Annotated in this window: 28 protein-coding genes and 1 pseudogene; 12 read left to right on the forward strand and 17 right to left on the reverse strand. The window is 63.0% G+C overall.

Translation table 11 applies throughout. The features are described 5' to 3' along the window. From ASF77_RS07870 to ASF77_RS07900, 8 genes and pseudogenes are all read right to left on the reverse strand, one after another. Positions 1–369, reverse strand: a 369-nt coding sequence (locus tag ASF77_RS07870; protein ID WP_156648798.1) for a phage major capsid protein, incomplete at its 3' end; no start/stop codon positions are given. A 169-nt stretch (positions 370–538) separates the two neighbouring features. Next, positions 539–913, reverse strand: a 375-nt coding sequence (locus ASF77_RS24865; RefSeq protein ID WP_229445323.1) for an ATP-dependent Clp protease proteolytic subunit, incomplete at its 5' end; no start/stop codon positions are given. 1 nt (position 914) lies between these two features. Then, positions 915–1,390 (reverse strand): annotated as a pseudogene (locus ASF77_RS25220) (head maturation protease, ClpP-related); the annotation flags it as partial. Beyond that, positions 1,359–2,636, reverse strand: coding sequence for a phage portal protein (locus ASF77_RS07880; protein WP_056337294.1), 1,278 nt, complete (start codon positions 2,634–2,636; stop codon positions 1,359–1,361). The pseudogene ASF77_RS25220 and the gene ASF77_RS07880, both read right to left, overlap by 32 nt. Before the next feature lie 10 nt (positions 2,637–2,646). Next, positions 2,647–4,380 carry a terminase large subunit gene (locus ASF77_RS07885; RefSeq protein WP_082493654.1) on the reverse strand — a complete coding sequence of 578 codons (1,734 nt, stop codon included), beginning with the start codon at positions 4,378–4,380 and terminating at the stop codon, positions 2,647–2,649. After that, positions 4,316–4,744, reverse strand: a complete 429-nt coding sequence (locus tag ASF77_RS07890) for a hypothetical protein (RefSeq protein WP_056337299.1) — start codon at positions 4,742–4,744, stop codon at positions 4,316–4,318. The genes ASF77_RS07885 and ASF77_RS07890 overlap by 65 nt, the downstream gene beginning before the upstream one ends. A gap of 60 nt (positions 4,745–4,804) precedes the next feature. Next, positions 4,805–5,140: an HNH endonuclease gene (locus ASF77_RS07895; protein ID WP_056337301.1), complete on the reverse strand. Its 336-nt coding sequence runs from the start codon at positions 5,138–5,140 to the stop codon at positions 4,805–4,807. Beyond that, positions 5,140–5,637, reverse strand: a complete 498-nt coding sequence (locus tag ASF77_RS07900; protein WP_056337304.1) for a hypothetical protein — start codon at positions 5,635–5,637, stop codon at positions 5,140–5,142. Before ASF77_RS07900 ends, ASF77_RS07895 begins: the two co-directional genes overlap by 1 nt. A gap of 190 nt (positions 5,638–5,827) precedes the next feature. On the opposite strand from ASF77_RS07900, the gene ASF77_RS07905 reads away from it, so the two are divergent. After that, positions 5,828–6,046, forward strand: coding sequence for a hypothetical protein (locus tag ASF77_RS07905; RefSeq protein WP_156648799.1), 219 nt, complete (start codon positions 5,828–5,830; stop codon positions 6,044–6,046). Between the two features lie 97 nt (positions 6,047–6,143). Here the strand turns inward: ASF77_RS07905 and ASF77_RS07910 are convergent, their stop codons facing one another. The 8 genes from ASF77_RS07910 to ASF77_RS07945 all read right to left on the reverse strand — a co-directional run bounded on the left by ASF77_RS07910 (position 6,144) and on the right by ASF77_RS07945 (position 11,543). Beyond that, entirely contained in the window at positions 6,144–6,572 is a 429-nt protein-coding gene (locus ASF77_RS07910) for a hypothetical protein (protein ID WP_056337310.1), read from the reverse strand. Between the two features lie 60 nt (positions 6,573–6,632). Beyond that, positions 6,633–6,899: a hypothetical protein gene (locus ASF77_RS07915; RefSeq protein ID WP_056337312.1), complete on the reverse strand. Its 267-nt coding sequence runs from the start codon at positions 6,897–6,899 to the stop codon at positions 6,633–6,635. Further along, positions 6,896–7,075 (reverse strand): hypothetical protein, encoded by a 180-nt coding sequence (locus tag ASF77_RS07920; protein WP_056337317.1) that lies wholly within the window; start codon positions 7,073–7,075, stop codon positions 6,896–6,898. Before ASF77_RS07920 ends, ASF77_RS07915 begins: the two co-directional genes overlap by 4 nt. Before the next feature lie 86 nt (positions 7,076–7,161). Continuing rightward, positions 7,162–8,217 (reverse strand): site-specific integrase, encoded by a 1,056-nt coding sequence (locus ASF77_RS07925; protein ID WP_056337320.1) that lies wholly within the window; start codon positions 8,215–8,217, stop codon positions 7,162–7,164. Beyond that, the gene (gene dnaB, locus ASF77_RS07930; protein WP_082493655.1) at positions 8,214–9,569 is read right to left on the reverse strand and encodes a replicative DNA helicase; all 1,356 of its coding nucleotides are present in this window, start codon (positions 9,567–9,569) and stop codon (positions 8,214–8,216) included. Before dnaB ends, ASF77_RS07925 begins: the two co-directional genes overlap by 4 nt. Next, positions 9,566–10,552: a DUF1376 domain-containing protein gene (locus tag ASF77_RS07935; RefSeq protein ID WP_229445329.1), complete on the reverse strand. Its 987-nt coding sequence runs from the start codon at positions 10,550–10,552 to the stop codon at positions 9,566–9,568. The genes dnaB and ASF77_RS07935 overlap by 4 nt, the downstream gene beginning before the upstream one ends. After that, a complete protein-coding gene (locus ASF77_RS07940) occupies positions 10,549–10,959 on the reverse strand; it encodes a hypothetical protein (protein WP_056337326.1) in 411 nt (136 codons plus the stop codon). Before ASF77_RS07940 ends, ASF77_RS07935 begins: the two co-directional genes overlap by 4 nt. After that, positions 10,956–11,543: a hypothetical protein gene (locus ASF77_RS07945; protein WP_056337329.1), complete on the reverse strand. Its 588-nt coding sequence runs from the start codon at positions 11,541–11,543 to the stop codon at positions 10,956–10,958. Before ASF77_RS07945 ends, ASF77_RS07940 begins: the two co-directional genes overlap by 4 nt. 436 nt (positions 11,544–11,979) lie before the next feature. Between ASF77_RS07945 and ASF77_RS24515 the strand changes: the two genes are divergently transcribed. From ASF77_RS24515 to ASF77_RS07980, 10 genes are all read left to right on the forward strand, one after another. After that, positions 11,980–12,711: a S24 family peptidase gene (locus ASF77_RS24515; protein ID WP_229445333.1), complete on the forward strand. Its 732-nt coding sequence runs from the start codon at positions 11,980–11,982 to the stop codon at positions 12,709–12,711. Positions 12,712–12,966: 255 nt separating this feature from the next. Beyond that, on the forward strand, positions 12,967–13,278 hold the full coding sequence (locus ASF77_RS24160; RefSeq protein WP_156648800.1) for a hypothetical protein: 312 nt from the start codon (positions 12,967–12,969) through the stop codon (positions 13,276–13,278). Positions 13,279–13,471: 193 nt separating this feature from the next. Next, positions 13,472–13,621 (forward strand): hypothetical protein, encoded by a 150-nt coding sequence (locus ASF77_RS24165; protein ID WP_156648801.1) that lies wholly within the window; start codon positions 13,472–13,474, stop codon positions 13,619–13,621. A gap of 1 nt (position 13,622) precedes the next feature. Beyond that, positions 13,623–13,820, forward strand: a complete 198-nt coding sequence (locus ASF77_RS07955; RefSeq protein WP_056337335.1) for a hypothetical protein — start codon at positions 13,623–13,625, stop codon at positions 13,818–13,820. Next, positions 13,817–13,975 (forward strand): hypothetical protein, encoded by a 159-nt coding sequence (locus tag ASF77_RS24170; RefSeq protein WP_156648802.1) that lies wholly within the window; start codon positions 13,817–13,819, stop codon positions 13,973–13,975. Before ASF77_RS07955 ends, ASF77_RS24170 begins: the two co-directional genes overlap by 4 nt. Then, positions 13,972–14,538, forward strand: coding sequence for a 3'-5' exonuclease (locus ASF77_RS07960; protein WP_056337339.1), 567 nt, complete (start codon positions 13,972–13,974; stop codon positions 14,536–14,538). The genes ASF77_RS24170 and ASF77_RS07960 overlap by 4 nt, the downstream gene beginning before the upstream one ends. Further along, positions 14,535–14,741, forward strand: a complete 207-nt coding sequence (locus ASF77_RS07965; RefSeq protein ID WP_056337342.1) for a DUF551 domain-containing protein — start codon at positions 14,535–14,537, stop codon at positions 14,739–14,741. Before ASF77_RS07960 ends, ASF77_RS07965 begins: the two co-directional genes overlap by 4 nt. Further along, entirely contained in the window at positions 14,738–14,953 is a 216-nt protein-coding gene (locus tag ASF77_RS07970) for a hypothetical protein (protein WP_056337345.1), read from the forward strand. Before ASF77_RS07965 ends, ASF77_RS07970 begins: the two co-directional genes overlap by 4 nt. Continuing rightward, positions 14,950–15,447 (forward strand): hypothetical protein, encoded by a 498-nt coding sequence (locus ASF77_RS07975; protein ID WP_056337348.1) that lies wholly within the window; start codon positions 14,950–14,952, stop codon positions 15,445–15,447. The genes ASF77_RS07970 and ASF77_RS07975 overlap by 4 nt, the downstream gene beginning before the upstream one ends. Positions 15,448–15,449: 2 nt before the next feature. Beyond that, positions 15,450–17,114: a DNA cytosine methyltransferase gene (locus ASF77_RS07980; RefSeq protein ID WP_200934148.1), complete on the forward strand. Its 1,665-nt coding sequence runs from the start codon at positions 15,450–15,452 to the stop codon at positions 17,112–17,114. A 47-nt stretch (positions 17,115–17,161) separates the two neighbouring features. Here ASF77_RS07980 and ASF77_RS07985 read toward each other — a convergent pair whose 3' ends face one another. Beyond that, positions 17,162–17,839, reverse strand: coding sequence for a hypothetical protein (locus ASF77_RS07985; RefSeq protein WP_056337350.1), 678 nt, complete (start codon positions 17,837–17,839; stop codon positions 17,162–17,164). A 247-nt stretch (positions 17,840–18,086) separates the two neighbouring features. Here ASF77_RS07985 and ASF77_RS07990 point away from each other — a divergent pair, with 247 nt between their 5' ends. Next, on the forward strand, positions 18,087–18,356 hold the full coding sequence (locus tag ASF77_RS07990) for an AlpA family transcriptional regulator (protein ID WP_056337353.1): 270 nt from the start codon (positions 18,087–18,089) through the stop codon (positions 18,354–18,356). The last annotated feature ends 88 nt before the right edge of the window (positions 18,357–18,444 follow it).

An 18,444-nucleotide genomic window follows, 5' to 3' on the forward strand; every position in this document is an offset into this window, starting at 1 on the left:
GGTGTAGCCGCCCTGCGAGCCGGTACCGGTCGACATCGTGTTGCGAACTTGCTGCAGTTCCTCGGTCGACAGGGCCGACGGGCCGAAGCGCACCAGCTTGGCGAACATCTCGCGGCCCTTAGCTTCGGCCTTGTTTTCCGGCGGGCGGCGGAACTGCTCCACGTCGCTGTGGTCGTTCTCGACTTCCATGGCCATCACGCGCTCGACTGCCGCGATCTCGTTGTCGATCGCTTCGATTTCGTCGGAGCGTTTGTCGAAGATGGCCTGGTCTTCCTTTGTCCAGGTGCGGTCGCCCTTCTGGGCCAGCTGGTTGCGTGCTTCACGGGCGAGGTTCTGCTTCTGCTCGCGCAATGCTTGAATCGATTTCATCCGTTTTNGTCCAGGTGCGGTCGCCCTTCTGGGCCAGCTGGTTGCGTGCTTCACGGGCGAGGTTCTGCTTCTGCTCGCGCAATGCTTGAATCGATTTCATCCGTTTTCCTTGTGTGACAGACGTAAAAAAAGCCGCTCGAGGCGGCGGTGACTGGATTGCGCGAGCGCGCTATCCGAGTTCGTGAATGCGCAGGCGGTTCATGTTCCGCTGGCGCAGTGCTTCCCATGCCGAGTCGTCGTCGGCAGGCGGCGGCGGCTTCGGTGCATTGTTGTAGGCCGACAGATCCCACGAGTTTTTCGCGGCGGCAACCTCGGCCACCGATCCGGCGAAGCCATGCTCGACAGCCTGGTCGGCGTTGAACCAGGTCTCCGCGTCCATCCAGGCGGCGAGCTGCTCGCGCGGCTGGCCGGTGAGGCGCTCGTAGTCGTCGAGAATCGTGCCGTCGATCGTTTCGAGCAGCTCGGCGGTCTGGCGCAAGTCGGACTTGTTCCGGCAAGACAATGCAACGCCGCCATGGGGGCTTTGGCAGGCGGTCGCTAGGAANAGCTGCTCGCGCGGCTGGCCGGTGAGGCGCTCGTAGTCGTCGAGAATCGTGCCGTCGATCGTTTCGAGCAGCTCGGCGGTCTGGCGCAAGTCGGACTTGTTCCCGTAGGCCATCGTCCAGGCGTTGTGGATCATGTACAGCGCACCCTTGGCGATCGTGATCGAGGCGCACGCCGCAGTGACGAACGTGGCTGCGCTGGCGGCGACGCCCTCGATGACCGCGTGCACGTCGCCGTGCTGTGCGATCGCCGCGGCCATGGCCCGACCGTCGAACACGTCGCCACCAGGGCAGTTCACGCGCAGGGTGACCTTCTTGCCGGCCATGCCAGCGAGTGCCTTGTTGAAGTCGCTCGCACCGATGCCCCAGTACGGGTCGATGACGTCGTACAGGAACAGCGTGTCCGGCTCGTTCTCGGCGGCGATGCGCGCCGGCTCCCGCCGAGCGTTATTGCGGATCAGTTGTACCAGTTGTTTCATCTTCTTCCTTCGGTTCGGGTTTCGGTTTGGCGGCCGCTGCCGGGGTGTACAGGACGTCGCCACCTGCGATCGGCGGCAAGTTGAGGCCAGCACGCACTTCGTTGATGGTCATGTAGCCCGGGCCCTGCGATCCGCCGATTGCCTGGCGGTTGCGCTCTCCCTCTGCTTTTGTATCGCCCGCGAGCAACGCGTCCATCTTGTGTTCAACGAAAGGCGAGGCGCGACGGAACAGCTTGCGGTTCAGCTCTTGCCGGATGCGGTTGATGTGCGGCTGCAGCGCCCAGCGGATGAAGCCGATCGAGAGCTGCTCAATGCCGGTGCCCCAGGAGCTGGTGGTCTCTTGCGCGCCGATCATGTGCGGCGGCACTCCGAAGGCGCGGGCGATGTCGATCACCTGGAACTTGCGAGACTCGAGAAGCTGGGCGTCGCCAGCCGTCATGCTCATTTCCCGGATGTTCAAACCTTCGGTCAGCACCAGAGGCAGGCCGCCGTTCCCGACGCCAGCATTCTTGGCCTTGTACTCGTTGCGGAGCATCATGACCTGTTCTTCGTCCATCTCCTTTTCGGTCGTGATGACGTGCTTCGGCGCCGCGCCATTCGCGTAGAAGCTTCCCGACAACGCGTCAGTGGCCAGCGCGATGCCGATCGATTGGAAAGCCGCGTGCGCGATCACGGACATGCTGCGGGTGCCGTTGAAGCCGAAGCCCGGGAAGTGCAGCATGTCGTCCTGGTGAAGCGTGCGCACGCCGCCGGTCTCGTCGGTGACTGTGTAGATCAGCGTGTCTTCGATGCGGCGCACGCTAACTAGGTCGGGGTGGTGTGGCCGCAGGTTCTTCACGTCGGCGCCACGGCGGACGATCTCGACAAAACCGTCGCCACGCAGGCAGATGGACTTCATCACCCATTCCCACATCGCAGCCGCCGTCCAGTTGCCGATCGGCTGTTCATTCAGCAGCCACCACAATTCCGGATTGATGCTCTGGCGCCCTGCTGGATCGTCTCGAAAGATCGACACAGGAATGGAGGCGATGGCGCCGCCCAGCAGCTGCACGGCAGCAAACACCGCCGACACGCGCATAGCGGTGTCCGGCGTGACCGCAAAGCCGCTGGTAGCCGAGACGCCGCCGAGGTGAGCGATGATTTGCGGGTCACTACTGCGGATCAGCTTCGTGGCGTTCTCAACCTGCGCCGGCTCCTTCCGCCAGTGGGCTGTGGCGCCAACCGCGTCGAATAATTCCAGTTCCATATCTTCCTTATCAGAGCGTCACGAAGCCCTTCTTAACTTTCTTCGGCGGCTCCGGTGCCCGTTTCTTGTCGGGCGCGGTGTTCATGTTCGGATCCGTGCGCGCGACCAGGTTGGATGCGCACCAGTTCAGGACCGGGTCGCTGCCGTGCGCGAGGTTGCCCTCAACGTACGCCAGCTCGAGCGCCTGCATTGCGGGGTGGTAGCTCTTGCCGCCCTGGATGAATTCCTGCAGCGGCACGTCCTCGGCCTGGAGCTTTTGCACCAGCTGCTTCGCGTTCCAAGAGTCGAAGCCGATCATCTGGATGTTGAAGCGCTCCTTCGCGGCCAGGATGCAGGCGTGCACGGCGTCGTAGTCGGTGACCTCGGCGCCGGCCTCGATGAGGAAGCCGCCCTGCACCCACGCCTGGTACGGGACCAGGCCGCGCTCGGTGCGCCCGGCCACCGCGGCCGCCGGCACGAACCGCCAGCCGTGCGTGTACAGCACGCCGTTGACGTTCCAGACCAGCCGGAACGACGTCAGGTCGCGCGTGCTGGCCAGGTCGAGTCCGCCCCAGCAGGGGAACTGCCGCAGCCATTCCAGGTCGACGGTGCCCTTGCAGGCCTTCCACTTCACCAGGTTGACCCAGCCGCCAGCCGCAGCGGATGGTCGGTTCAGGCGCTTGATCTTGAATTCGGCGTGGCGCCCGGGCATGGCCTTCGCCTCGACCGCCTCCTTCCGGATCTCCTTCATCAGGAGCGGGTTCACCTCCATCAGGGGGTTCGCCTTGATCCACTTCGTTTCGTCGAAGTCGCCGTCGGCCTCGATGCCGGCGGTCTTGTCCTCGTCGTCCAGCGCGAAGTAGACGGCCAGGAAGTGGTCGGCCTCGACAACGCCCTGCAGCACCTGCTTGGCGAAGTGCCGAATCTCGCCCCACGGGCCCGGGTTGGTGTAGCCCTCGGTCGTGGTGTAGACGAACAGCACGTTCTTGCGCGCGCCGGCCGCTGACTTCAGGACGTTCAGCAGGTCGTGATTCTTGTGGGCGTGGATCTCGTCGATCCCGCAGTGCGACGGGTTCAGGCCGTCCTGCGTGCTGGCCTTGGCGTTGATCGGCTTAAAGGTGCCGCCCACCTCGTAGCGCGCGATCGCGTTGGCGAACGGCTCCAGGGTGAACGCCTCGCGCAGGTCCGACACCAGCTCGACCATCCGCTTCGCGACGTTGAACACGATGCGCGCCTGCGAGCCGGTGGTTGCCGCGCTGATTACCTGCGGGCCATTGCCGGCCTCGCAGCAGAAGCAGTACAGCAGCACCGCCGAGCAAAGGAACGACTTGGCGTTCTTCCTGGCCACGGCGAACAGCGCGGTGCTGAAGCGGCGCGTGCCGTCGTGGTTGCGGAACCCGAACAGGTTCACGACGAAGAAGATGTGCGACTCGTGCATGACGACGGTCGGCGTGTCCCACTCGCCCTCGACGTGCGGCAGCTTCTCGATGAAGTCGCACGGATCCCAGGCGTGCCAGGCGTCGAACATGAAGGGCGCGTTCTTCGGCGTCGCCTTCGATGTGCCCTTGGCGTGGTCGTACCGCGCGCGCTTCAGGTCGTTTAGGAACCGCTCGGCGGCCAGGCGCACCCAGCGCCCGAAGCGCTTGCCCTTCTTGTCGGCTACTGCGTCCTTCGCATAGTCGATGGCGACCTGGATGTAATCACGCTGCTCCGGCGCGCTTGCCGTTGTTGCCGAACTTGTTTCCTTTCTTTTCCTCGCCGCCATTCATCTTCACCTTCCCCTGTGCTACCGGCGTCAGGCCGAAGTCGTTGATCATGCTCTGCAGCGTGCTGGCCATGCTGGCGGTCGGGGCCTCGCCGGCGGCGTACAGTTGGACGATCTTCCCGTGCATCGCGCACAGGTGGGCGAGCGCCGACAGGCCTCCCTCAGTCAGCAGTTTGTTTGCGGTCAGGATCGGTGCCAGGCGGTTCCATTCTTTGACGGCGTGCGCGTTCGGCAGCCAGTCCGGCGCCGACGGCACCTTGTCGAGCACCGGCAGTTCAACTGCTGGCGCCGGCGCCGCACGGCATGGCTGCGTCGTGCCGGAGATCGACTTCAGCGTCGCCGCTTTCTTCGGTGGGCCTGGCATGTGTGTTCCTTCAAAAACCGTGAACTCGGACGGTACTTAGCGATGAGGGCTGTGGACTTTTTACCCGCCCTCCCCCTCCTCGATTGGAAAGCCGTCGATGCCGATGCGCACCGGCTTGTGCTTCGCCTTTCCCTGCTCTTCCTGGGTCTTCACGTCGTGGCATGGCCGGCAGATCGCCTGCAAGTTGCTCGGGTGGTCGACCTGCTCCGACGTCCACCTGAGGCGCGCCGCGTTGGCCTTGCTGACGATGTGGTCGACAGCGTATGCAACGGTCACGCGCCCGTCCTTCTTGCACACCTGGCACAGGCCGCAGTCGCGCTCCATGATCCTGGTGCGCAGCTTGACCCAGGCTGTGCCGTAGCCCCGCTCGTGTCGGCTCTTCGTTCCCCAGACCATCAGCGCACCGCAACAGCACCCTTGCGTGCGTTTGCGTCCGGCAGCAGCCGCGCCAGCTCGACCAAGCTTGTCCAGGGCTGCCCGTAGCCTTTGTTTCGCATGATCCGCTTTGCATCCTCAGCGTCGGCTAAACGCTCGCACACCCGGCCGAGCGCGTCACTGTCGACCTCCTTAAACAGGAGCGCAGGCCGCTGCCCGAATACTGTACGGATAATGTGATCCCTGTAGACCGTCACCTGCATGTGGCGGACTGAGTCAGTCTTTGCCGCTTTTGGCGCCTCGCCCGCTCCGTGCATGCGCACGATGAACGGAATCTCGCCGATACGCTCAACGAGCAGCTCGCCTTCTTCGATGATCGGCGCCATACAGGAGATGGTCGCGCGGCCGGTATGGTCATACTCAAGCACGCGCAGCTCGGCGCGGCGCTGAACCACGATGCCGTCGATCTCGACCCTAACCGTGATAGGGTCACAGCCTTCTGCGTCAGCTTCGGTCATCACGCACCTCGGAATAAAAAAACCGCCTGTGCATAGTTGCAGCAGGCGGCAAACCAGATGACTATCTGGACGGAGACATTCTTGCCGGTTACAGCGTCCGGCGGCGTAGCGCGCCTGGGGTGCGGTCGCCTGTGCCAGCCACCGCTGGCGCACAGATGCTATATTTGTAATTTTCTAGAAAGGAATGGAAATGGTAGACATCGTTACAGCTGCAACTATTCACGGGAGCCAGAATTTCGATACCAACGGGAATACGAAGTGGACTATCACGTTCACTAACAATGAAAGCCGCAAAGGCCAGGTCGTTTCATTGGGCAATGGAACGTTCATGCTCAACGGCGATCAACGCGTCTACTACTTCTCGGCCGAGCAAGTCGTGTATATGACGATCTCGGATGTTCAAGCCTAAGCACCACCTACGGCGTGGCTGACTCCCAAAGCAAAAAGCCCGCTGAGTAGCGGGCTTTCTTTTCTCTGGACGTGCGAAATCGCCCAGTGCCGCTACTCTACAAAAAATACAGCCGTGTTGCAATGTGTTTCCGCAGCTTTTCTTCGAGCTCGGCCCGCGCCTCCTGGAGAGCGGTGGCGTAGTCAGCATTCGGAAACCGCCAGCCGCGCGAAATGCCCTGGCTCTTGCAGATCGCCCAGCGGTGCAGCTGCGAGAGGCCATCGATCATGACGCCTACGGCCTCGCCGGTCTTGAGGTCGGCAGCGCGCTGCGCTGCGTGGACATCGATTTCCTGCCCGGCGTCGGTGGCCAACTTCATGCCGCCGGCGCTGAGGTCGCGGTCGTTGGTACGCATGTGATCGACCCAGCACGCCATCAGCAGCGCATACGGATCAGGCTTATTGAAAGCAGGTTTCGCCACCTCCTCGCGACGGACACGACGCAAGGTAGGTGCGGTAAAGATGCCGAGCGTCGCGGTAAGGGACATTACTTTCTCCTGTTGAGTGAGCCCCCATGTTAACGAATGCCATCCAGAAATTTCCGCGTGTCATTGAACTATTTCTGCATTGTCGGTGTTATTGTCGCGCGCGCGACGCTGGATCGCCACGTATTGCCGGCGCGCCGCTAGGTTTGGCCAGTCGAGCCGGTACGACACGCACGTTCCGCTATCCCAGTCGACGTGAACCAGCGGCTTGCCCTGCTCACCCTTTTGGCACAAGCCTTTGCCCTGCGCCGCATGCTTGGGATCAGCCGCCCTGACCGAATATTCGTCGCAGAGCGCGCAGATGTCGTCTGGACCGCGGCCGCGAATCACAGTGACTCCGTTGTAACGCGGCTGTATTTGTAATCGATCGTGCCTGGGGTCTCGCCGTAGACCCAGTCGATCGTAATTCCGCGCCGGGCCACTTCGCGGTGCAGTCGGTTGCTTTCCTCCGTCAGCTGTCGCGCGTCGGCGACCAGCTCCGCGTCGGTTTTTTCCTTGATGCTCACTCACGCTCTCCTGTGTTGACGGCGCCGGTCGATGCCGGCCGCCTGCTAAATTACCGATGACTGTAGATAATCCGGAGTGCCTTTATCTAAAGGCTTTCTGCGGTCTCGCGCGCCACTTTCGCGCCACCGAACCCGGCTTTTTCGGCGATCACGTTCTGTGCGTGGGCTGCCCGGCCGAGGTTCTTCTCCAGGTAGCCCATGGTGGTGACGTGGTTCTTGTGGCGCATGACCTGCTGGATGGTCTGGATCGGCACGCCGGCCTCGGACAGCAGCGTCGCGAAGGTACCCCTCAGGCGGTGCGGCGTGATGCCCTTGACCGAGCAGGCCGTGTTCGCCCGGCGCATGGCCTGGCGCGCGAACCCGGGTGCGAAGGCCTGGCCGTTCGGCTTGGTGACGATGAGCCCTTCCACCTGGCGCCCGGGCTGCAGGTGCGCGCGCAGCCAGTCCGGCAGCGGTACCGGTTCGGCCTCCCTGCCCTTCGTGATCCCTGGCGTGTACGTCGAGCGCTCCCAGTCGATCCATTCCCAGCGCGCCGACGCCGACTCGCCCTCCCGCAGCCCCAGGCCGAACATCAGGCGCACCGCCGTGCCGACGCCGGGCGACCGCTTCGTCACCTCGTCGACGGCGGCGAACCAGGTGCGCGCCACGTCGATCGGCAGAAACGAGCGCGGCCGCTTTTGCACCTTCAGCATCTGCACGCGCCACGGCGACTTCGCCAGGGTGCCGCGCTTGACCGCCCACATCGTCAGCAGCTTCAGGATGCGCAGCCAGTGGTTCGCGCTGGCCGGCTTGTGCGTTTTCAGGTGCTCGATGCGCGCCAGCTCGACGGCCTCGGTCGTGATGTCGCCGATCGGCGTGTTGCCCAGGGTGTACATGTGCAGGCGGCGGAACGTTTCGACGCTGCGGATGTGCGCTGCGCTGACCACCGGCCTGTGCACCACCACCCAGGCGCCAGCCAGCTCGTCGAGCGTCGGCACCGGCTCGCCGCCGTTGGCTCGGATCACCGCGGCGTCATGTTCGCGCTTGGCCAGCTGCTCGGCCGCCACCTTGTTGGCCATACCGGTGCTGCGCTGCACGCGTGTTCCGGCGACCTGGAAGCGGAAGTGGTAGATCCGGCCTTTCTTGAAAACGGTCGCGCTCATAGGTGGGCCGCCAGTCCGCGGTTACCGCGGCGTTCTGGCGCCTTCGACGGCACCCAGCCGCGCGCCAGGCTTTCGAAGCGGGTCTGCTCGCCGATGTAGGCCAGCGCAGCGCGGCCCGGCGCGCCCTGTCGGCAAAGCGCCACGTCGACCTCGCACACGCCCTTTTCCGGACTGTCCGGGTTGTAGACCTCGTCGCGGTACAGGAAGACCACAGCGTCGGCGTCCTGCTCGATGGCGCCGGAGTCGCGAAGGTCGGCCGGCATCGGCCGCTTGTTCGGGCGCTCTTCCAGCTTTCGGTTCAGCTGGGACAGCAGCACGATCCCGATGTCCAGTTCCTTGGCCAGCGACTTCAGGCCGCGCGTGATGCCCTCGATCTGGGCGTTGCGGTTGTCGCCGTCGCCCTCCATCAGCTGCAGGTAGTCGACGATGAGCAGATCGAGCCCGTGCTTGCGCTTCACCCCCTTCGCCTTCATGCGCACGTCGAGCAGGCGCAGGCCGCCCTGATCGTCCTGATGCAGCCGCATGGCAGAGATCTTCTGCGCCGCATGCGTGAGCCCCGCCCAGTCCGTGTCGGTCATCATCCATGGCTTGAGCAGGTGCTCGAGCGGGATACGGCCCTGGACGGCCAGGTTACGGTCGTGCAGCTGCGATTTGGGCATTTCCATCGACAGCACCAGCACCGAGTGATCCACCGCTGCGTTGCTGGCGATGTTCAGGGCAAATGCGGTCTTGCCCATCTTCGGGCGCGCGGCCAGGACGACCAGTTCGCCGCGGCGGATTCCGCCGTTCAGCTTGTCGTCGACGGCCTCGTAGCCGGTCGAGATCGCTTTGACGGTGCCGGCCATGCGGCGCTCGATCTCCTCGACGTGGGCGGTCAGCTCGTCGGCGGCCAGGGCCGGCTCGACCCGCGTGCGCGCCAGGGCCAGCTTTTCCAGCGCCGACGAGGCCTGGTCGAGCAGCGTGGTTGCGTCCGAGGCCGAGTTGGTCGCGGCCTCCACCACGTCGCGGCCGAACTGGATCAGCCCGCGCTTGATCGCCTTGTCCCGCACGATCCCCGCATACCGGCCGATGTTGGCGGCCGACGGAGTGCTTTGCGCCATCGCGTTCAGGTACTGCATGCCGCTGGCGACCTTGGCGCCGAGCGCGTCACCCAGTGAGATGACGTCGCAGCTACGGCCGGCGGCCAGGTTGCGCATCAGCTCACGGAAGATCGTGGCGTGGTCGCCCAGGAAGAAGTGCTCGGCGCGCAGGTCGCCCATGCGGTCGACCGCGTCGTTGTCGCGCAGCAGGGCGCCGATGACGCTCTGCTCAGCTTCAATGCTGTGGGGTGGTGGTTTGATGTCGGTGCTCATGCCGCTTCTTTCGATTCGTGGATTTTTTGGGCCTGCTTGCCCAGCGTGGTCAGGAAGTAGGCGCCGTTGCCGTCGATCGCCCAGAGCTTCAGGTAGTTGCCCTCGACGTACTTGCGGAAGGCCTGGCGCCAGTCCTTGTAGCGCTTCGCGTCACCGGTGCCTCCAGGGCGGAACCGGCGGCAGAACTCGACCCAGGCCAGGGCGACGAAGTCCTGCGACAGGCCCGCGCCCTCGGCGTAGCGCCACAGCGGCTCGTAGTCCCGTAGCGGCCGTTCGCCAGCTGCCGCGCATGCGTCGAGGAAGGTCTGCAATGCGACCGCTCCCGGTTTCGTCCTGGCCGGCACAAGGCCCCCGTCAGGGGGTTTGGGGGATGTTTTTAATTCTCCCTGTCCCTCTCCCTCTCCCTTAAGAGGCTTTTCCGCCGGAATTCCGCAGGCTAATTTGAATGTTCCAGCGGAAGTGGTGCTGGTTTCCATCGGAATTGCTGCGGTTTCCTGCGGAATGGCGTCGGAAAGGAGGTTAGGTTCCAGTGGAAGCAGGAGCGGCGTACGCCCTTCGGCTTCACGCTGTTTGTTTGCCTTGCGGATGCGGTCGCACTCCTTCTTCCATGCGTGGTGCAGCTTCGCGCGCCAACTTTCCAGCGCTTTCTCCGCGACTACGGGGTGGTAGAGACGGCCGTCGGCGCACTTCACCCAGCCATGCAGCGCGCCTTCGCGCACGTTCATCCACTCCTTGACCACGCGGCCATAGCCTGCAGCCTTGGCGAGGAAGCGGTCGTCGTCTGGAAGCGAGGCGGCCGGCACCTGGTGCCAGGCTGCGCTCCACAGGAGCACTGCGGCCCAGCACGATTCGGGCGATTGATAGGCGGCCATGTCGCTGTCGCGCAGGCGCGCCACGTCGAGTGGCATGAAAGCGAAGTCCTGGAGGTTGCAGTCGGCAGGAGTAAGCGGGGCCGGCAGAATGGTCATATCGATAGGTTTCATACAGCCACCTGACGCGCAGGGGCTGGGCCGAACAGCGCGGCTACGAGTGGGTCTCGGCGGTTAATGGCTGGGAAGGTGCGCACGGTGGACTGGAAAGGGATCATCGCCTGCTCTTCGCGGTTTGGCGCGCCCTGGGCCACCAACGTCTCGCCCAGCTTGAGTTCAGCGGTGTCGGCCGGGCCGGCGTACCAGAGGTAGGCCACCCCACACCAGCCTTTGATCGCGATCTGGCGACGGTGGGCGCGCTGCTCCAGCTCGAGCTGCTCCAGCCTTGCGCGCACTGCGCCAACCGAATAGCCCAGTTCACGTGCGACTTCGATGATGCCGCGCGGACGAGCTGCGATGACGTCCTCTACTGCACAGAGCAGCTGGGCCAGCGGCACTTTCCGGTCGTTGGCCCTCATCATTGCGTTGCTCCGCTGCGGCGCGCGATCTCGCACTGGAGATCACGCTTCGCCGACGCTGCCGAGTCCTGAGCTTCCTGGAGCTCGCGGCACGCATGCTGCAACTGGTCGACGGTCGCGTCCGGCCCGATGCTCAGCAGGGAGGTCGTGGCCTCAGCCGATTCTTTCACCAGGGCACGCAGGTGCGGTGTCACGTCCAGGGTTGGCCGCGGCTCAGCTTCGACCACGCGCAACTCAACGCCTTTGCGTGCCAGACGCATGTTCTCGAACTTCAGATAGATGTCGATCGGCATGGCCTCCTCGATCGATGGTTCGAAGTTCACCGGCAGCAGGTTCTTGTCCTTCGAGACGTCGTCCAGCCAGCGGAAGATCCGCTCGGCATTCACTTTTTGGCGCTCGTAGGTATCGGTGGTCGGCGGCTCGAAGCGGATTCCGGTCGCAGCCGGGCCGCCGATGCGCTGGTGGGCCTCGACGATCATCTGGCAGACGGTCTCGCGACTCCAGCCCTCGCGCTTGCGCCACTCGTCGAGGCACTCGCGGTACATGGCGATGCGGGTTTTGCTTGGATTGTGTGGATTGCTCCGCATGCTATTTCCTTAACACACTGTTACTCTGGCAACACTGAAATCGTGAAGCCGAGAAAATGGAGACTGAAGTCGTCGCCGATCAAGTTCCTACAGGCAACTTTTCCGGCGAAGAAAAAGCTTCGAGATCATTGACCCTGAGGCTCTGCCTGTTTCGATCCGTGTGGCTGCGGTAGAGGGAACACGTCCGGATTGTCGAGTCGGACGCGAGGGGGGATTCCTCGCTCCTTCCAGTTCTGGACGCGTTGCACGCTGCACCCGAGCCGAGCGGCCAATTTCGCTGGGCCACCCAGGCTCTCGATCAGGTCTTTATCTGCTGACATTGAGGTCATCCATTGATTTACGATGCCTCAATTAAACACCATGTTTAATATCAAGTCAACACAGCGTGTAACACATCTTGTTTAGTTACCGGGATAATTGCCAGATGCACATACAAATGGAACGGCTGTACCACGCGGCCAAGGAGCTCAAGGGCATTAAGACCCAAGCTGAGCTCGCGCGAGCGCTCAACCAGTCGTCTCAAACGGTCAAGAACTGGGAGAGCCGCGGCATGTCGAAAGCTGGCCTAGTCAAGGCCCAAGCTGACATCGGCTGCTCGGCAACGTGGTTGGAAACTGGCGAGGGGGAAATGACGATGGTTCGGTCGACGCCTGCTGCGGCAGTTTCAATAGCGTATGAGTCTCCATTCGTCGAAGCATCTGGCAACGTAGCCGGCGCGCAGCAGGTGCGCGCTGGGGACGACGCAGAAGCAGTGTCTATCCCGCGGGTCAAATTACGTCTGCGCGCCGGTGTTGCGAACTTCGACACCGAGCCGGACATGAATGGGGACGGACACGAGCAGATCCCCACTGCTGTCCTGTCCTCCCTACAGCTGAATCCGAAGAACCTGCTCGCCCTGCGCGTTCGCGGGACGAGCATGGAGCCCATGATGTTCGAGGACGACGTGGTGATTATTGACACGTCTGACACGAAGCCGATCAGCCGCGAGTTATATGCAATCAACTTCGATGGCGAGGCCTGCATTAAGCAGCTGCTGCTTCGAGGCGGCCAGTGGTATCTGTATTCGATCAACCCGGATCACGAACCTGTAAACGTGCGAAGCGGGCAATGCAGTATCGTTGGCCGGGTCGTATATCAGCCTGGGCGCGTCGTAACTGGACGTCTGTAATCTGGCGCGCCGGCACGCCCTGATGCCGAATAAGGATGAGAAATGGCATTGATAAAATGCGCGGAATGCAGTCGTGTGATTAGCTCGGAAGCGTCAGCGTGTCCAGGGTGCGGGGCAAAACCTAAGCCGCGGATTGGGCGGCTCGGCGCCATTTCGATCATAATCCTGGGCGGCTTTGTGCTCAGTACCATCGCAAATACGATAAGCCCGCCTCCGCCTGCTCCTCCTTCAGCGCCGCAGCCGACCGAGGCACAGATGGCGGAGAAAGCTGCAATTAAGGCTGCCGCACAAAAGCGATTCACCGCCACCGTTGGCGTCCTCACATCGATCAAGTCAGCAATGCGCGATCCGGATTCGCTTAAATGGCAGGACATTCGTGCGAACGATGACGGAAGTGTAGTTTGCGTGGTCTATCGTGCACGGAATGGGTTTGGTGGGATGAATCTTGAGCACGCATCGTTTGCGGGCAAATCAATCAGTACTTCAGACGCTTCGTGGAACAAGCACTGCGCGAACAAGTCGCTATACGAAATGGGCCACGCCAAATTCGCCAGCAGCTTGACCTAGGCGACGCGCCCTACCCATATTTAGCGCCCCGCGAGTCGGGGCTTTTTTTCGCCCCTGTAGTCGAGCTGTTAAACGCCAGCGCCGCCAAGCTAACTTAAATTAAACAAGGTGTTGACTCACTCTATAAACATGGTGTTTAATATCTCCAACGAAACGAGCTCAGCATTCGCCGAGCGACGACTTGGAGAATTGAATGAAACCCTTCCTCATCACCGCGCGCACCGCCACTGTTTGCGTCACCTTCAGCGCCTTGGCGCGCACGAGCAGTGAAGCCGCCCTTCTGACCGCCGAGCTGCTGGGCGACCAGCCGTGCGGCATCACCGTCGTCGCCGGCGCGCGCTGAAATGGTGCACGCCGAACCTGACCGCATCTCGCTCGAGATCGCCCACCGCATGCTGTGCGTAACGGCCTCGATCGACGAAATGCTCAAGAACCCTACCCTGCGCGTAGTTCTGCGCGCCGTCGCCCGCAAGCACATGCAGCGCCGTGACCAGGTCGACGTGAAGAAGCTCCAGGCCAACGACATCCAGGAGGCGCCATGATCCGCCGTGCCGGCGCCGCGCTCCTCTTCGTGCTGGCCTTCCTCATCCTCGTCGGCGAGATCCAGCGTTACGAAGCCCGCGCCGATACCGATCTGGCCGAGTCCTGGGCGCTCGAATACCGAATCACAAACCACCACCAAGGAAGCGAGAAATGAACGACAACTTGCAGCCAGCCCGTCCGACGATGGTCGACGTGATGATCGACACCGAGACGCTCGGCACCACGCCTGGCTCGGCCATCCTGAGCATCGGCGCCGTGATGTTCGGGCCCTCCGGCCTGGGCGAAACCTTCTATGCACCTGTGCTGCTGTCTTCGTGCATCGACGTCGGGCTCGTCATCGATCCGGGTACGGTCAGCTGGTGGATCAAACAGAGCGAGGAGGCGCGCACTGCCGCGTTCCGCGCTGACGCCGCGCCGCTGCGTGTCGTGCTGCAGAAATTCGCCTACTGGTTCGAGATGCAGGGTGCGAAGAAGCCCTGGTGCCATGGCGCGACCTTCGACGTCCCTCTGCTCGACGCAGCCTACCGTGCCTGTCGCATAGCGCAGCCCTGGGAGTTCTGGAACGTGCGTGACACCCGCACGCTGTACGACCTGGCCGGCCTGCAGGTCGACCGCAGCGCCGGCACGCACCACAACGCGCTCGACGACGCGATCGCGCAGGCGAAGACGGCGGCGCAGGCGCTGCGCGCCCTCACCCGCGAAGAGGTGTGCGCATGAGCGCGATGGAGTGGACTGAGGCCGACACTGTGCTGCCCGACGACGACACCCTGGTATTGCTCGCACTGAACGACGACGACGTGTGGCCAGGCTACCGCGACGGCGACGTGTGGCGGTATGTAGATGCGATGCCTATCACGACGGAGCGCGTCACGCACTGGATGCCCATGCCGGCCGCGCCGACCCACGGTGAACCTGCGTGAGCGCAGCGGAACCAGTTCAGCCGGCCACGACCTTCGAACAGACGCGTGCGCTGTACGGAAGCGACGAGCAGATGGCCCGCGCCCTGTTCGAGCAGCTGACGATCACGCGCCTCGACCTCGAGCTGCAGAGCGCGCTGCGCCGCCGCGCCGAGGACAAGCTGCAGGCCCCGTGGCATTTAAATAGAAGACAGACAGGAGAAAAGAAGCGATGACCCAACGGAACGAAAGTAGCGGCGCCGCCGCGGCCCCAGCCATCCGCACCTGGCGCGAGCGCATCGGCGCAGGCCCAGACTTCCCACTACACGCACCGAACGACGTCGAGCGCGCCATGGAAGCGGAGATCGCCGACCTTCGCGCGCACGCCGCGCGCCATCACCTGCTGCCGCTGAACGAGGACACGCAGTTCATCCTGGGCCGCCCGAACTTCGCTTGTGCAGGTATCGCGAACCGGTTGCGCCAGCTGGGCCACGACATCCAAAGGCGGGCCGAGAGCGAGCAGGCGGCTGTGATCCATTTTCTGCTGAACCTCTATCAACAGCATGGCGCCGCCTGGCGCGAGAGGGCAAGCGACTACCTGAGCCGTTCGGCTGATGGCAAGGGCAACGACGTGACTACCGTTACTGAGGAGCGCTCGAAGCTGCTGTCGGAAGGCGACGCCGTGAACGTAGAGCCGGATCAGAAGTCGCTGCTGGGCGAGGCGGCCTGATCATGAAGCGCGACCTCATGACAATGGCGCTCGACCTCGGCAGCGAGCTTATCATTGACAACTTTGCCGGCGGCGGCGGCACCAGTACAGGCCTTGAGCGCGCGTTCGGCCGTCCGGTCGACATCGCGATTAACCACGACCCTGAAGCGCTGGCCATGCACGCCATCAACCACCCGCACACGAAGCATCTGTGCGAGAGCGTGTGGGACGTAGATCCGATTGAGGTAACCGGCAACCAGCCGGTCGGCCTGGTCTGGCTCTCGCCCGACTGCAAGCACTTCAGCAAGGCCAAGGGCGGCAAGCCGGTCGAGAAGAAGATTCGTGGCCTGGCGTGGATCGCTTTGCGCTGGGTCGCACTGACCAAGACCCGCGTCCTTATGCTGGAGAACGTCGAGGAGTTCAAGACGTGGGGGCCGTTGATCCAAGACGAACACGGCAACTGGAAGCCTGACCCGGCTCGCCGCGGCAAGACCTTCGACAGCTTCGTGCGCCAGCTAAGGGGCCACGGCTACAAAGTCGATTACCGCGAGCTGCGCGCGAGCGACCACGCCACGCCGACCATCCGGAAGCGGTTCTTCCTAGTGGCGCGCCGCGACGGCATCCCGATCGAATGGCCAGAGGCATCCCACGGCGCACCTGATCTGCCTGCTGTCCTTGCTGGAAAGATGCGCCCGTACCGCACCGCGGCCGAATGCATCGACTGGTCGCTGCCGTGCCCGTCGATCTTCAGCCGAAAGCGCCCGCTCGCCGAGAACACCCTGCGCCGCGTGGCGAAGGGCATCATCCGCTATGTAGTCGAGGCCGAGAAGCCGTTCGTTGTGCCGCACGGCCCAATGCTGGTGTCGCCATTCCTAAACGAGCATGCCAACGCCAGCACGCAGCGCGTGATGCCGGCGGACGAGCCGCTGCGCACCATCTGCGCACAAGTGAAGGGTGGACACTTTGGGCTGGTCCAGGCCTTTCTGGCCAAGCACTACACCGGCGTGGTGGGTTCCGATCTGAACGACCCAATCGGTACTGTGACCGCGACCGACCACCACAGCCTGGTGACCGCTCACCTGACGAAGTTTCGCACTGGCTCGACCGGCAGCGACTTGGCCGACCCAATGCCGACCATCACGGCCGGCCCGAAGGAAAACCCCGCTGGCGCGCCACACGCGCTCGGGCTGGTGACCAGCAACCTTGTGAAACTTCGCGGCACCAGCTGCGCCGCCAGCATGGACGAGCCGTTGCACACGATCAGCGCCCAGGGCCAGCACCATGCGGAGGTTCGCGCATTTCTGATCAAGTACTACGGCGCAGATCAGGATCCACGCCTGGAGGAGCCGCTGCACACGATCACGACGAAGCACCGGTTCGGACTGGTGACGATCCACGGCGAGGATTACGAAATCGTCGACATCGGTTTGCGCATGCTGGAGCCTCACGAGCTGTACCGCGCGCAGGGCTTTCCGGAGCACTACGTCATCGACGAGATTCCCGATCCAGCGCTGCTGTTCCGCGACGGCGCCCAGGTCGCGTCCAATCCGCTATCGCTGCCGCGCGTGCGCCTGACGAAGTCGGCCCAGGTGCGCATGTGCGGCAACAGCGTTTGCCCGCCGCTGTCGGAGGCGCTGATTCGCGCCAACTTTGTACACGAACGCGAGATCGCGAGGGTTGCAGCATGAGCCAGATCGGAATCATGGATGCAGGTACGCAAAAGCGACAGTGCCCATCAGCTTTGCTCTGCGGCGTGTGCTTGGTTATACCTTGGCACGGCAAACTCGAAGTTGTGTTTTATCTGGAAATTGGTCAGCTCGGCCATGACACGCTGGATCTCGGCCAAGCTTTCGTTCAATTCGTATGTAATCGTCCGCGACAGCAGCTCCATTACATCCCATTCAATGGGCTCGGTTGCTGCACTGTAGTTTCTATACTCGAGTCGCAAGGATCTTACACGTGTGCCGATCCACGCCAGCCTTGCTGCGAGCTGGTTGGGCAGATATACGAGAGGTACCAGTTCGTCTGCTGTCCACAGGTCATCATCGCTAAAACGCTGAGAGATGTCGCCGAACATTACCCTCGGGTCGTCGGGCTGGTTGAGCGGCGTCGCCAAGGCGTTACGCGCCTGGGCCAGTACACGAACTACATTTCGGAGCCTTACTTTGAAATGAGCTGCTGTTACAAGAGCAAGGTTGAGTTGCTCATTGCGTTTGGTGCGAGATGCATCGGTCGCCAACCAAATAGTCATGGCCAGCGTCGCAACCGTTCCGATAGATCCGACCCAAGTTCCCCAGTCAGATTTGCTCAGTTCGTAGGCTTGACCCAACAGGATGAGGTCTGTGACGCAGCCAAGCGCGAGCAAGGTGACGAGTACAACCGGGTTATTCAGCAATTTGACCGTAATTTTCATTGGGAAATCTTAGCACGGCCACAACGATGCCAGGAGCTGCCGCATGAATGAACGAAAGGGAGACCGCCGCTGGCGAACGCGCACGCCAGAGCAGCTGTTGCCTGAGCGCCGCGACGGCCTCGATCGGCGCGCCATGCGTAGCCAGCCGGTACCGCCGTCGGCAATACGAATTGGGTATGGGGAGACGCCACCGCGCATCGAGCGCCGGCGCTTCCCGGAATCAGGAACGGAATAGGAGGACGAAGAGATGAGCGAAAACGAACTGATTCAGCAGATGGCGGCCGCGGTCGCCCAGCACCTGCAGCCGGCAATCCCGGTGCAGATCGACATGTGGGACGTGGCGACGATTGCGCGCGTGCTCAAACGGAGCGAGACCCAGGTGCGCAATCGGATGATCTGTCTGCCGGACTTCCCGAAAGCGATCCGCTTGCCGGTCGTCGGCGGCGGCCGGGGGCAGCCGTTATTCCGCGCGAGCGAGGTGTTAGAATGGGCCGGCAAGTATCAGGATCGGCATTGAAGGACGGAAGGTGGGGGCGGCGCCAGTACGCTGTTCCCCTCCCTGTTCAGCATTGCGACCTCTGCAAAAATACTTTCCTACTCCGCAG

The sequence above is a fragment of the Massilia sp. Leaf139 genome, assembly GCF_001424165.1.
GTDB lineage: Bacteria > Pseudomonadota > Gammaproteobacteria > Burkholderiales > Burkholderiaceae_D > Telluria.